Raw genomic sequence first — 13,987 nt, 5'->3', positions numbered from 1 at the left:
TTAATCGTTCAATTTCGGAATATAAGAAATTTTATAAATTCTACACATCTTGAAAGCACAACAAAAAAGAAAGGCCCACAGCACATCTGCGGACCTTTCTTTTCTACAAGACCATTTTCGTTAGATTGCCTCGGCTTTAAGCTGCCTTGATCTCGTTGAGGAAAACCGTCATTGAGCCACGAAGGCTTTCAGAGCGGTTCAGCAGGGCTTTAACGGCGGTATTCATTTCCGCAGACAACTTTCCGGTCTCATGGGAATCGTCATGGACCTGGCCAATCTCTTCGGTGACATTCTTGGTCACAGTTGCCGATTGCGAGACGTTGCGCGCAATTTCCTGGGTGGCCGCGTTTTGCTCCTCGGCAGCGGCCGCCATTGCACTTGTGCGCTCCGCAATAGTGCCGACCAGACCCGATACCGCACTGGTCGCGTCCAGCGAGCGGGTCGCGGCGTTCTTCATCTCGGCGATTTCCCGCTCGATCTGTTCCGTTGCCTTGGCCGTCTGCTCAGCCAGAGCCTTTACCTCTGTCGCAACCACGCTGAACCCGCGACCAGCGTCTCCCGCGCGTGCGGCTTCGATGGTCGCATTAAGCGCCAGCAAATTGGTCTGCTCGGCGATATCGGTAATGATACTCGTCACACCACTAATGCGTTGTACAACCTCGCCTAACGCCGCAACTTCGCTGTTTGTCTTTCGCACCTCTTCGGCAGCATCCGTTGCAAGTGTCGAGGTCGTCTGGATTTGTGTATTGACCTCACGGATCGAGGCGGTCAGCTCTTCAGTTGCAGTCGCAACGGTCTGCGTATAGGAGGCTGCCTGGTTTGAGGAATCCAACACACCTGATGCGCGCGACTGTGTTTTGGTGGCAATATCGTCCAAAAGCGCGGACGTTCCGCTAAGCTGGTCGGTGGAGGCGAATATCTCGTTGTTGATCGCCATCACGCTGACTTCAAATTCAGCCGCCACTTTTTGCAAGGCTTCGCGCCGTTTCGTCTCGCCAATTTCCCGTTGTTCTTCAGCTTCCCGTTGCAGCGCCTCGGTTTGACGGAGACTTTCTCGGAAGATGCGAAGTGCCCGGTGCATCCGGCCGATTTCATCGAAACGATCCGTATGCTGGATATCCACCGTCAAGTCGCCTTTCGTCAACTTCTCGGTAATCTCGTTGAGTTCACCCAATGGTCTTGCGATCACGCGGAAGCTCACATAGCCCAGCAAAATGGCGAGAAACACAATCCAACCGCCGCCGATGAGGGAGGCCGATGTCATCTGGCTTGCCATCGCATGTTGTTGATCCCGCAAGGCTGCCAACTTCGTATCTGTTGCCATTCCAAGGCTGGTCATCGCGGTTCTGATTTTTTCCACCGCATCCCGACCAGGTCCGAAAATTTCAAGTCCACGAGCAAGCTGGACCGTTTGTATGTCGCGCATGTATCCCATCTGCACGGCGATCGGCCCGGAGAGCCAGGCCCGCCAACTGGCTTCGACCTGACCGGCCAGATCCAGAACATCCGCAAGTTGCTGGTCCCGGTGCTTTTGCAAGTTTGCCAGTTCTGTTTCAATCGCTTGATTTCTGGCTTGCGCAGACTTACGAACCGATGGCTCACCAGTCATGGTAAATTCCTTGAATTCAACGATCTGCGCAGAAAGTTCCTCAGTTAGTTGAGCCGCTGATAACTGGATCTCGTGAAGGCGTGCGGTCTCCAAGACGACCTTGTGCAGGTTCACACTGTTGGTGTAAACGACCGCGCTCGTGATCGAGCCAAAGGCTGCGAGCAAGGCAAAAGATGCAGCGCATTTCACAGCGACAGAAGATTTCTTGAACATCGTGCGTTCCTTAAAAGGCGGGAGGTTGACGCCGGGCAAGCGTATCCAGATTGATCTCGATGGTCGCGACGCCGACTTTCTCCCCGCCATGTTCGTCATGCAATGGAAAGCTCACCTGAACCCGCGACGTTCCATCGACAAGGTCGATCACAGGATCGTCAATAAACAGCCCGGACTTGGCAGCAGGGAATGTCTCCAGGTACTTCGCTTCATCGCCTTGCCAATAATCACTTGTCACAGTTGATTGGCCAACATTCAGACCCTTGGAATCCATAATGAAAATCTCACTGTAAAGACCGCTTGAAGCGGCCTGTATCTGTAAGAGATAGATCGATAATGGATTGGAGAGCGTTGCGACGATCAAGGACTTGTCCTTGCCCTCACGTTCTTCCATCCATTGCCTGTCCAGCTTCGTTATATCAGATGCGTTCAGGTGGGCAGTATAGCGGTTCTGCCAGGTCACCATTTGACGAACCAGAGGCGAAGAAAACTTGTCTTTGAGGGATTGAATAAACGCTTCGTCAATCAGGTCCAGAGGGTCAGCTCTTGCGGGCATCGCTCGCATCGCACAAACCAAAAATACAATCATAAGTAGATTGCGCGAGATTTTATTCACCACGAAAACTCCTACTCAAGGTTTTAAATTTAAACAACTTAAGCAGCTAATCTCGTAAAAAAACACTTAACTCGCGAACTATATAATCTAAAATAACATATATGTTACAATGAGATATTATGAATACAGCATTGAATAATTTCAATGCGCATACAACCTTGACGCCTTTTTCAGATCTTCCAACCCAGCGATATGGCATTCTTGAAGCTACAAATTATGAAACCTTACGTTGCGCCACTTTTGCGCGTTGCAATATACTCAATTACCGCAAGAGCTTCATCAAAACCCTGGATATCCGCGACCATGAGAAACCATGGAGGATCGATATCCAGATAGGAATAAAACTTGATCTCTGACCGCACAGGCCCACGGCGGAACAACAACGCTGTGAGTGAGCGTGCAAGCTGGGAAGCTCACCATGCAGATCTACAATTATCTGCATAATTTCGTCGGCAGAACTGCCTTAATGGGCGCTCAGCCAAACTCTCGCACTGAAAAACGCTCAAACTGAAAATGGCCCGAACCTACAGGAGATTCGGGCCATAGTGTTTCGTGTCAGATCCGCTCTATTTGAACTTGCGGATCTCGCCTGATTTCAGGCGTGCCATGTAGCTGACCATTTCCCGCTTGACGATCGGCATCAATACATAGAGGCCTATGATATTGACGATCGCCATGGCAAAGATGGCCGCATCAGAGAAGTCGATGACCGGGCCAAGGTTCGCTGCAGCACCAATCACAACAAAGATGCAAAAGATCACCTTGAAGCTCAGTTCCTGGGTTTTGCCCTCGCCAAGCAGATAGGTCCATGCCTTCAAGCCATAATACGACCAGGAAATCATCGTCGAAAAGGCAAAGAGGACGACGGCAACAGCCAGCACATAAGGAAACCAGTTGAATGCGCTGCCAAATGCGGCAGATGTCAGTCCAACACCCGTAGCACCGGTTACTGTTGCGATGCTGCCGTTTTCGACAACATAATGGCCCGTTGCCGGATCAATCACCAACTGCTGGGTGATGATGATCACCAAAGCCGTCATGGTACAGATCACCACAGTGTCGATGAAAGGCTCCAGAAGCGAAACCACACCTTCGGTAATCGGCTCTTTCGTGCGAACCGCCGAGTGAGCGATGGCAGCAGAGCCAACACCCGCTTCGTTTGAGAAGGCCGCCCGTTTGAAGCCCTGGATCAAAGCGCCAGTGATACCGCCGGCAACGCCAAGCCCGGTAAAGGCTCCCAGGAAGATCTGCTCAAAGGCCCAGAAGATCTTGTCAGCATTCATGCCGATGATGATCAACGCTGCAGTGACATAAAGCACGCCCATGAATGGAACGACCTTTTCAGTCACACTTGCAATGGACTGCAGACCGCCAACAATCACGGCAAAGACAACGCCTGCGAAGATGATGCCTGTGATCCAGCCAGGATAATCTCCAACGATCCCGGCAATCTGCTGATGCGCCTGGTTGGCCTGGAACATGTTGCCGCCGCCCAGTGCACCCAGAATACAGAAGATCGAGAACAACACCGCCAGGATTTTGCCTCCAAACACACCGCGTTCAGCAAACCCCTTGGTGATGTAGTACATCGGACCACCGGACACTGTGCCGTCGGCATATTCATTTCGGTATTTGACGCCGAGCGTACACTCTGTGAATTTCGATGCCATGCCCATCAGGCCTGCAAGGATCATCCAGAAGGTCGCTCCGGGACCACCAATTCCGATGGCAACGGCAACACCTGCAATGTTGCCCAGGCCAACTGTTCCCGATAGCGCTGTTGCCAACGCCTGGAAATGGCTGACCTCACCGGCATCATTGGGATCGGAGTAATCACCTTTAACGAGCGAGATCGCGTGGCCAAAGGCCCGCACCTGAATGAAACCGAAATACAGCGTGAAGATCGTGGCTGCGATCACAAGCCAGGCGACGATCCAGGGAAAACTGGTGCCTGGAAATGGGCTGAAGATCAGATTGACGAACCAGCCAGTGGCCAGAGTAAACCCTGTGTTGACCTGTTCATCTATTGATTGCGCTGCAGACGCCCCTGTTGATAATGCGAAGATCGCTGCGGCAAACGCAGCTTTTCTGATTGTTTGCATGACACCCTCAGATTTTTCTATTTTTATATTTCTGGAATTTACGGAATGATGGTCACGGGCACGCTGGCATGTTGCGCCAAACTGCCAGCGACGGAACCGAAGACCCGTGAAGCAACACCACGGTGCCCCGTACGTCCGATAAAGATCTGCGCTGCATCAGAATCTTTTGAAATCGCAATGATCGTATCGACGATATTGCCATAGCGAATGACGCTCTCGACGGCCCCAACCTCACTCTTGATTTTTTCAAGTAGCGGATCGATCAGAGCTTCCTTGGCTCTTTTGAGTTCCATATTTCTGCGAGCGTGGCGTTCTTCAATTTCCGTAGGTGTCAAAAACGAATAGGGAGACCACTCCAAGACATGTGCAATAATTAAAGTGGCATCGCATGTCTGTGCTTGCTTAACAGCAAAGCGAACAGCAGCCTCAGATGCTTTGCTGCCGTCAAAACCGACGACGAAATTAATAGTCATCATTCCCCTCCATGAAATATTAACAACAGTTAATAGAAGCACAACCAAAAGGACGTGTCACAATTTCTTCACACAACCACCCAGAAGCCGACTTCCCTTGCTGCATTGCGAAACTTTGGGTAGAAGGGCGGTTAAATCGATTTGGACCAAAACACCTCCTCAAACATGAGCAGCGTTTTGACCCAAGCATTGCCAGATAAAATGATAGCTGCCGGAAAACGGCGCTAAAAACAGATTGGAGCTGTCCTTGACCGCACGTGCCGAGGCCCCTGCCCCCATAACGTCGACAAAGCTGACGCCGAACCGGATCAAGATTGAGCTGCTGGCTGGTCTGACCGTTGCCCTAGCCCTGGTGCCTGAGGCCGTTGCCTTTGCATTCGTGGCAGGCGTCAATCCGCTAGTCGGACTTTACGCCGCTTTCTTCGTCGGACTGATCACCGCCTGTTTCGGCGGGCGCCCTGGCATGATTTCTGGTGCCACCGGCGCCTTGGCCGTGGTCATGGTATCGCTGGTTGCCCTCCACGGCGTTGAATATCTCTTCGCCACTGTGGTTTTGATGGGTCTGATCCAGATCGTTGTTGGACTGCTGAAATGGGGCAAGTTCATCCGCATGGTGCCGCATCCTGTGATGCTTGGCTTCGTCAACGGACTTGCCATCGTCATTTTCCTGGCCCAGCTCGGCCAGTTCAAGGTTGATGACGGCGCAGGCGGCCTGACCTGGATGACAGGATCCTCCCTCTATCTGATGCTTGGTCTTGTTGCCCTGACCATGGCTGTCATCTGGTTCCTGCCACGCATCACCAGCGCATTCCCGGCTCCTCTTGCAGGCATATTGGTTGTCTCAGCTTTGGTGCTTGGCTTTGGTCTTGAAACCCGTTCGGTTGGCGACCTTGCTTCCATCGCAGGCGGCTTGCCAACTTTCCATATCCCGATGGTGCCTTTAACCTGGGAAACACTGGAAATCATTCTGCCCTATGCGGTTATTCTGTCGGCAATCGGGCTGATTGAATCTCTGCTAACGCTGAACCTGGTTGCCGACATGACCAACACCAAGGGCGGGGCCTCCAAGGAGTGTCTTGCACAGGGCGCATCCAATGTGGTCACAGGCTTCTTCGGTGGCATGGGCGGCTGCGCGATGATCGGCCAGTCAATGATCAACGTGAAATCCGGCGCACGCACCCGTATCTCAGGCATCGCAGCAGCCCTTTTCCTGCTGTCGTTCATCCTGTTCGCAGCCCCCTTGATCGAGCAGATCCCTGTCGCGGCCCTCATCGGCGTGATGTTCATGGTGGTGATCGGCACCTTTGCCTGGACCAGCTTGAAAATCATGCACAAGATCCCGATGACCGATGCTCTGGTCATCATCATCGTGACGTGTGTGACAGTCTATTCTGATCTGGCCGTCGCTGTTGTTGTTGGCGTGATCATCTCTGCCCTGGCTTATGCCTGGAACGCTGCCAGCCGCATCCGCGCCCGCACAGGCGTCTCCAAAGAAGGCTGGAAAGTCTACCGCTTGTCAGGCCCGCTGTTCTTTGGCTCAACAACCCGGTTCCAGGATATTTTCGACATAGAAAGCGATCCCGATGACGTGGTCATCGATTTCATAGACAGCCGGGTCGTCGACCATTCCGGTCTGGAAGTGATTGACGCTCTGGCTGCCAAATATATGGCTTTGGGCAAGCGCTTGCATCTGCGTCATCTGTCTAGGGACTGTAAGCTCCTGCTGGAAAAAGCCGGCACCATGGTTGAAGTGTCTGTGCTGGAAGATCCCGATTATGAAATCGCCGTCGATTACGGCCATAAGTTCGAAGACACTCCCGCCAAGAGCTAGGCTCTTTCGAGCACATTGATGAAAGGGCCGGGAATTTCCTGGCCCTTTTTTTTGAGACGGACCAACTTTACCCTTCCTGAAAATCATTCTTGAGGCATGATGCAGGCATCGGTTATTGCCGACGGCATGCAGAAACCCCAGAACGGATAGACTTCTTGCGCCTGAAACACATTCTACGCTTGGCCCCGACCCTCACAGTCATCATCGGCCTTCTGGTGTTTCTCACCACGTCCCTTGTGCTTTATGTTCAGGCGACAACGTCCGAAAAGGTCGTCCGCAGCCTTGGCGGCACCATGGTGGACATTGCCATGGATGCCTTTCGCAATGAATTTGCTTCTCATCTTGATGGGATCGAGGCTCAGGGAGCCTTCACCGCGAAAGCCCTGCAGACAGGCGCTATTCTGATCGACGACTATCAAGAGCTCGCGACGTTTGCCTATGGCGCGCTGGCAGGCACCCCCCATGCGTCCCTTATCCTCATCATTTCGGCAGATGGCACCGCAACCCAAGTCGATCGTGGCGATGGCGACGGCGTCTTCGTGCCCAGGAGGCTGCCGATCTCCCGCCTTCCGGAGGTCGCCGCCCTTCGAGAAACCGCGCAGAAAGAAGGCAAGGGCTTTTGGACGCCAGTGCGCTATATCCCCTCCCACGCCCATAGCTATGTCTCCTATGTGGCTCCGGTTATGGATACGAACGGCAAGGTCGACGCGCTTGTCATCATCGGCATGTCTTTGGACCGGCTATCTGAAATAGCAGCCAATATCTCGACCGATAACCTGACCGTGTTTCTGACTTATGGCGGCGTGGATCTTTTGGCTCATCCGGACCTGCCGAAAGTCACAGACCAATTGTCTCCAAACAACCCCTTGATCGATGTCGCCAAGGGCCCGGATCCGTTCCTCGCCAATCTTTCTCAACATAAACCGTTGCCCCCACAGGATTATCAACTTGAGAAGGATCTGAAGCTCTTTGTTGGGACCACAGAAGCCGGACAGCGACGGTTTGTTGTGCTGAAAGACAGCGGCGAGCAGTTTGGCAAACTGCCAGTTTCTATTGGTGCGCATTTCCCGGCAAATATTCTAGATCAGCCTTTGGACCAACTCAGCCATGCCATCACAGTGGGCCTCGCCCTGCTGGGCATCTCCCTGCTCTGCTCCGGCTTGCTTGCGCATTACATTGCACGTCCAATCCGGCGTGCGGCCAAAGGCGCAAGCGCAGTCGCACGGCTTGACCTGGAAGCCATCAAACTGCTTAAACCAAGCAAAGTGCGGGAATTGAACGACCTGGCTGTTGGGTTCAACGCAATGGTCAGTGGTTTGTCGGCCTTCATGCGCTACATGCCGAAATCGCTGGTCATGAAACTTGTTCAGGAAGGACGCATCGATGCTCCGCCCGAGGAGCGCGACCTCGCGGTTCTCTTTACTGACATCGTCGGCTTTACCAGCCTGTCTGAGAAGATGGGCACCAGCGAAACAGGCGACTTCATCAATCACCATCTGTCCCTGATCGGCGATGCTATCGATGCCCGAGGCGGTACCGTCGACAAATACATAGGTGACAGCGTCATGGCCTTTTGGGGGGCCCCTCAGCGCATAGAGACACCCGCAGTTCCAGCAGCTCAGGCAGCAATCGACATCGCTCATGCCATCATCGCCGACAATGAGCTGCGACGGGCCAGCGGCCTGGCACCGGTGCGTGTTCGCATCGGCTTACACAGCGGCTCCCTGATTGTCGGCGACATCGGCGCAACCGGGCGGGTAAATTACACAGTGATTGGCGACACGGTAAACATAGCCTCAAGGCTGGAATCCCTTGGCCGTGAGGTGGACCCGGACGCTGAAGTGATCATTCTGGCATCCGGCGACTTGGGCGACATGCTGCCAGATACATTTAAAATTGAAGCGCTCGGAGCCCAAAAGGTCAAAGGCAAACACAAGCCCGTGGACGTCATCAGATTGCAGATCTGACAGTATCAGCCAGACACCAAGACATAAAAAGCCAGCCGGGAAGTCTGTTCCAAGCTGGCTTTTTTGATCAAAAAAATCTTTTAGATTACATGCGATTCAAGCGGAGCGAAGCCGTTGAAGCCGACCGTTGAGTAGGTCGTTGTGTATGCCCCACATGCGTCAATCAGCACTTTATCGCCAATCGACAGGGAAACAGGCAGCTCGTAGGGCGTCTTCTCATAGAGAACGTCCACGCTATCACATGTCGGCCCCGCCAAGACACAAGGCGCAGTGTTGCCGCCATCGTGCTGTGTACTGATCGGATAGCGAATAGCCTCGCCCAATGTTTCTGCCAGCCCGTTGAACATGCCGATATCCAGATAGACCCAACGCAATTCATCATCAGCGGACTTGCGGGAAATCAAAACCACTTCGGCTTCAATCATACCGGCATTGCCAACCATTCCACGGCCCGGCTCAATGATTGTCGAGGGCAGACGGTTGCCGAAATGCTTGGTCAGGGCGCTGAAAATGGCTTCGCCATAGCTTGGAACGCCTGGAACTTCCTTCAGGTAGCGAGCAGGAAAGCCGCCGCCCATATTGACCATTTTCAGCTCTATTCCCCGGAGCGCCATCTCTTGGAAAACGCCCGCTGCCATGGAGAGAGCGAGATCCCAGGCGCTGAGGTTGGCTTGCTGGGAGCCGACGTGGAAGGAGACGCCATAAGTCTCGAGACCATTGCGGTGCGCGTGTTCGAGGACATCGGGCGCCATGGCAGGATCACAGCCGAACTTGCGGGAGAGCGGCCATTCGGCTCCGAGACCATCACAGAGGACCCTGCAGAAGACTTTGCTGCCGGCTGCAACGCGGGCGATTTTTTCGACTTCCTCGACACAATCGACCGCAAAGAGCCGGACGCCGAGTTGATAGGCACGCGCAATGTCACGCTCCTTCTTGATGGTATTACCATAGGAAATGCGAGTTGCCTTAGCGCCGGTTGCCAGAACCATTTCAATTTCGCCCACAGAGGCACAATCAAATGATGACCCGAGATTGGCCAAAAGGTTCAGGATTTCAGGGTCCGGGTTTGCCTTGACAGCATAATATACGGAAGTGTCCGGAAGAGCCTTGGCAAAGGTCTCGTAGTTATCGCGGACGATATCCAAGTCGACCACGACACAAGGACCATCGCTGGCACCATTGGCTTCACGTCGTCGCAGAAATTCAAGAATGCGTTCACTCATCGGGACTCTCCCGTCTAATCTGGTCACGTCGCAGGGGACCACACGAATAGCCAAAAGCCCCCCGGGTTGGAACCGCCAGGGCAAGACTGAACATATGGAAACGGTTGGGCGATCAGACCGCTGAACAGACGGATCCGAAACACTTTCCCGCGTGTGATGCCGTTGATTGGATCGGGAACCGAACCGCACGTCAGGCAATGATGTAACAAGTGCCTCTTCAGTGACGCCGAGGGGTGGATCCCCCGACTGAGACTAAAAAAGCCCTCTTACGTCGTTGCTTTAAGTCATCCGGTTTGCTGCCAGTCGTCTAGCGACGAATATTACGGCAACGGCCCCTTTTATTCTTGGACGACCACGGGCACGTGCGAATTTGGGCAAGGATTAAATGCGATGATTTGCTGTCATGATCAAGAAAAAAAGGCCTCGATTCGGAATTTTTTCTGCATGACTGGATTGCACGGAACGCAAGGCCCGGAATCAGCAAAACACGCCTGCTTGATCAAGCCGTCTCCTGAGTTCTGACTTTCCCACAAAAAGGGCCGCACGCGGCGGCCCTTTCTCAGTTTATTTGGACGATATTTAGCCGCGTGGAGATCCTTTTTTCCCGTTGGAATGCATGCGCTTGAAGTCGGCCTTGCTGACAACACCGTCATCATTTCTATCCATACGGTCCAGACGCTTTCCAGCTCTCTCGGCGAATTCTTCCGAAGTGATGGCAAGATCCCCATCTGCATCGAGACCCTGGAACATCCGCACGACACGGCCATTGTTCAAAGTCATCCAGATGGTGGAGAAGTCGGTCAGCTCAAATCCGCCGGAGTTGTCCGTGTCTGCCAAGGCAAAGAGTTTGCCGCGAACGTCTTCGAATTCGGCGCGGGTCACTTTGCCGTCGTTGTCAGTATCAAGCATCACAAACATATGGCCCATCATGGAGCCCTTCATCCCGCCACGGCCTCCACGAGCGTAACGATCTTTGCCCTCATGACCGCCATGCATGAACTTTCGGCCACCTTCTTTGGCTTCATCGCGAGATTTGCCTTTGCCCTGGCCTTCAGTACCGGCGTGCTTTTTGCCACCATGGCCAACAACTTTACGTTCCAGTTCGCCGTTTCCATCGCGGTCCATGCGCGAAAACATGCGATCTGTCATTCTGTTGAATTCTTCCGTGCTGACGATCCCATCGCCATCTTTGTCGAGACGCTGAAACACGCGAACTTGCATAGTCTTGCTACGCTCGGCAAAGCCATCCTTGAATTCATCCAGGCTAATCGCGCCGTTGACGTCTGCATCCCCCTCAGCAAAGCGCTTGGCCGTGACTTCATCGAACTCGACAGCTGTGACAACACCGTCATTGTCCAGATCATACTGAGACATGAACATCTTGGCGCCCCGGCGTCCGCCCTTATGGCCATGACGCTTGCCCATGCCCCCCATCTCGCTGTCATGACCCATCATGCCAGCGACCTGAAGTTTGCCTTGTCCTTGATTGCCCGCCTGGGCAGACAGAGCAATGCCGGAAACACTTGCAGCCAGAGCAGCAATGGCAATCATCTTAAAGCGGTTTGTCATCTGTCAGATCCTTGGTTGCTTGTTGATGGGATGAACCTAAGGTCCAGTTGTCGCAAGATTAGGTGCGAAAAATGCCCTAAGTGTCACGGTGTGTGGCGATACGCACCCCGGTTACATCTTGTTACAAGTTTCCCTGACTTATCCTTTCAACCTCAATTATGAGTCCATGACATAATATTAAGCCTCCGCACCAAAGCGCGATCCACCGACAGAACGAGAACACCGAAACGGAGACTATCTTGAGCGAGCCCAGTCCACATATCCTGGTGGTTGATGATCACAGGGACATCCGTGAAACCCTTGCGCGCTATCTGATCAAGAACGGGTTGCGGGCGACCGCGGTGGAAAGTGCAGCCCATGCCCGCAAGACGCTGAAGGCAGCCGCCATCGATCTTGTGGTGCTGGATGTCATGATGCCGGGAGAAGACGGTCTGTCCTTGTGCCGGAGCCTTGTGGAAAGCAGCGCCATGCCGGTCATTCTTCTGACAGCCATGGCAGAAGATACCGATCGGGTCATCGGGCTGGAGATCGGTGCGGATGATTACGTTACAAAACCATTTAACCCGCGCGAGCTACTCGCCCGCATCCGTGCAGTGCTAAGGCGAACCAGCACTGTTCCCAAGGAAAGGGATCCGGTTGAAGGCGAGACCCTGACATTCGAGGGCTGGAGTTTGAACGTAGCCAAACGAGAATTGACCGATCCAGCTGGTATTGTTGTTTCCCTGTCCAGCGGTGAATTCCAGCTGCTTTGCGCATTCCTGAAACGGCCAAAAATGGTTTTGAACCGAGATCAATTGCTGGACCTGACCACAGGCAGAACACCGAACGTCTTTGATCGCTCCATAGACAATCAGGTATCCCGCCTCCGCCGCAAAATCGAGATTGATGCCAAGGACCCTCAGCTGATCAAAACTGTTTGGGGTGGTGGATACATGTTCACCGCTGGCGTGAAGGGCTCAGAAGAATGAAGATCTGGGGAGTGTCCCGTCTGCAGCGCGCAAGCCTCGGTGTCCAGCTGGTCGGGCTGCTGCTGATTGCGGTCATCGCGGCCCAGGCGATCAGCATCTGGCTTTTCCACGACGAGCGCCGCCACGCCCTGTTGGCTGTCGCAAGAGACAGCCTGCTGATGCGCTCCGTCTCCATGGTGCACTTGCTCGAAGACACGCCGCCAACGCTACATGAGAAAATCCTTGGCGCCTCCAGCAGTCGGTTTACCTCCTTCTGGGTCAGCGAAGATCCCACAGTAACGCAAACCGCTGACACGGAAACCGAGCAAAGATTGCAACGCTATCTGGGGGAGCAGTTCACGCCTGCGCGGAACGTTAAAATCGACCTCCAGACAGTCTCCAAAAGCCGTTTCAGAGCGGGACCGTCTGACAAGAGGCACTTTAACACCCGCGACGAAACCGTTCGAGCCAGGCGTCTGGCCAATCGACAGATTGATCTGACGCTTTCTATTCAGCTGAATGACGGTGCATGGTTCAATGTCGCGACCGACTACCGTCCGCCGGCGCGCGCGCTGCTGCCTTTGGTGGTCCAGATGTTGCTGACAATCGCAGCGATTGTTCTGATTGTCGGCCTTGCAGTGCGCAGACTTGCCCGGCCCCTGCGCGACCTGGCCAGCAGTGCAGAGAAGCTTGGCCGCGGTGAAGCGCTAAGGCCTCTTGATGTCGACGGCCCAAAGGAAGTTAGGGCCGTGACCCACGCCTTCAACGATATGCAGGACAGATTGACCCGCTTTGTGTCGGACCGCACGCGTATGCTCGCTGCGATCAGCCATGATCTTCGCACCCCGATCACCTCTTTGCGGCTGAGGGCCGAGTTCATCGATGACGACGAAAACCGCGACAGGATCATCGAAACCCTGGATGAAATGGCGCAGATGACCGAGGCAACACTGGCCTTCTCACGAGATGAGGCTGCCAAGGAAGACGCTGTCAAAACGGATCTCTTCAGCCTGCTCGACAGTCTTGCCAGCGACCAGCAAGACCTCGGCCATAATGTCACAATCAGCGCAAGCGAGAAAATAACCTTGTCCTGTCGTCCGTTATCTCTGAAGCGAGCCATGCGCAACTTGATGGAAAACGGTATCCGATATGGCGAGCGCTCAACTGTCACGCTCTCCAAAGCTGGCAATGAGGCCGTCGTTTCCCTGCGCGATAATGGAGCTGGCATACCAAGTGACCGCATGAGCGATGTCTTCGAACCGTTCGTACGGCTGGAAGAATCACGCAGCGAGGAGACCGGTGGCATCGGATTGGGTTTGGCGATCAGCCGTTCGATTGTGCACGCCCACGGCGGCACAATCGAACTGATCAATCACCCGGAAGGCGGGCTGGAAGCTATCGTCCGATTGCCGATCGATGCAGATGCTTGAAGCGTGA

Annotated in this window: 11 protein-coding genes; 5 read left to right on the top strand and 6 right to left on the bottom strand. The window is 53.9% G+C overall.

The genetic code is table 11. The features are described 5' to 3' along the window. Positions 1–136 precede the first annotated feature (136 nt). A complete protein-coding gene (locus V6575_RS07170) occupies positions 137–1,822 on the bottom strand; it encodes a methyl-accepting chemotaxis protein (protein WP_340273549.1) in 1,686 nt (561 codons plus the stop codon). Positions 1,823–1,832: 10 nt separating this feature from the next. Beyond that, positions 1,833–2,441, bottom strand: coding sequence for a PDC sensor domain-containing protein (locus tag V6575_RS07165; RefSeq protein WP_340273548.1), 609 nt, complete (start codon positions 2,439–2,441; stop codon positions 1,833–1,835). 116 nt (positions 2,442–2,557) lie between these two features. Between V6575_RS07165 and V6575_RS07160 the strand changes: the two genes are divergently transcribed. Continuing rightward, entirely contained in the window at positions 2,558–2,794 is a 237-nt protein-coding gene (locus V6575_RS07160) for a hypothetical protein (protein WP_340273546.1), read from the top strand. A 210-nt stretch (positions 2,795–3,004) separates the two neighbouring features. On the opposite strand, the gene V6575_RS07155 is transcribed toward V6575_RS07160, so the two are convergent. Continuing rightward, positions 3,005–4,540, bottom strand: a complete 1,536-nt coding sequence (locus tag V6575_RS07155; protein WP_340273544.1) for an alanine/glycine:cation symporter family protein — start codon at positions 4,538–4,540, stop codon at positions 3,005–3,007. A gap of 38 nt (positions 4,541–4,578) precedes the next feature. Continuing rightward, entirely contained in the window at positions 4,579–5,016 is a 438-nt protein-coding gene (locus V6575_RS07150; RefSeq protein WP_340273543.1) for a universal stress protein, read from the bottom strand. A 244-nt stretch (positions 5,017–5,260) separates the two neighbouring features. Here V6575_RS07150 and V6575_RS07145 point away from each other — a divergent pair, with 244 nt between their 5' ends. Both V6575_RS07145 and V6575_RS07140 read left to right on the top strand, forming a co-directional pair. Next, positions 5,261–6,844, top strand: coding sequence for a SulP family inorganic anion transporter (locus V6575_RS07145; RefSeq protein WP_340273542.1), 1,584 nt, complete (start codon positions 5,261–5,263; stop codon positions 6,842–6,844). Between the two features lie 155 nt (positions 6,845–6,999). Further along, positions 7,000–8,811, top strand: a complete 1,812-nt coding sequence (locus tag V6575_RS07140) for an adenylate/guanylate cyclase domain-containing protein (RefSeq protein ID WP_340273540.1) — start codon at positions 7,000–7,002, stop codon at positions 8,809–8,811. A gap of 80 nt (positions 8,812–8,891) precedes the next feature. Here V6575_RS07140 and V6575_RS07135 read toward each other — a convergent pair whose 3' ends face one another. Then, entirely contained in the window at positions 8,892–10,034 is a 1,143-nt protein-coding gene (locus V6575_RS07135; RefSeq protein WP_340273538.1) for a type III PLP-dependent enzyme, read from the bottom strand. Between the two features lie 579 nt (positions 10,035–10,613). Continuing rightward, on the bottom strand, positions 10,614–11,603 hold the full coding sequence (locus tag V6575_RS07130; protein ID WP_340273536.1) for an EF-hand domain-containing protein: 990 nt from the start codon (positions 11,601–11,603) through the stop codon (positions 10,614–10,616). A 239-nt stretch (positions 11,604–11,842) separates the two neighbouring features. On the opposite strand from V6575_RS07130, the gene V6575_RS07125 reads away from it, so the two are divergent. Together V6575_RS07125 and V6575_RS07120 are read left to right on the top strand one after the other, a co-directional pair. Continuing rightward, complete coding sequence (locus V6575_RS07125) at positions 11,843–12,571, top strand: response regulator (RefSeq protein ID WP_340273534.1); 729 nt, start codon at positions 11,843–11,845, stop codon at positions 12,569–12,571. Beyond that, a complete protein-coding gene (locus V6575_RS07120; protein WP_340273532.1) occupies positions 12,568–13,980 on the top strand; it encodes an ATP-binding protein in 1,413 nt (470 codons plus the stop codon). Before V6575_RS07125 ends, V6575_RS07120 begins: the two co-directional genes overlap by 4 nt. Positions 13,981–13,987: the final 7 nt, after the last annotated feature.

The organism is Roseibium algae (assembly GCF_037783265.1).
Taxonomy (GTDB): domain Bacteria; phylum Pseudomonadota; class Alphaproteobacteria; order Rhizobiales; family Stappiaceae; genus Roseibium; species Roseibium algae.
Note: the sequence above shows the minus strand (reverse complement) of the source record. Positions and strands in the feature narration are given on the sequence as shown.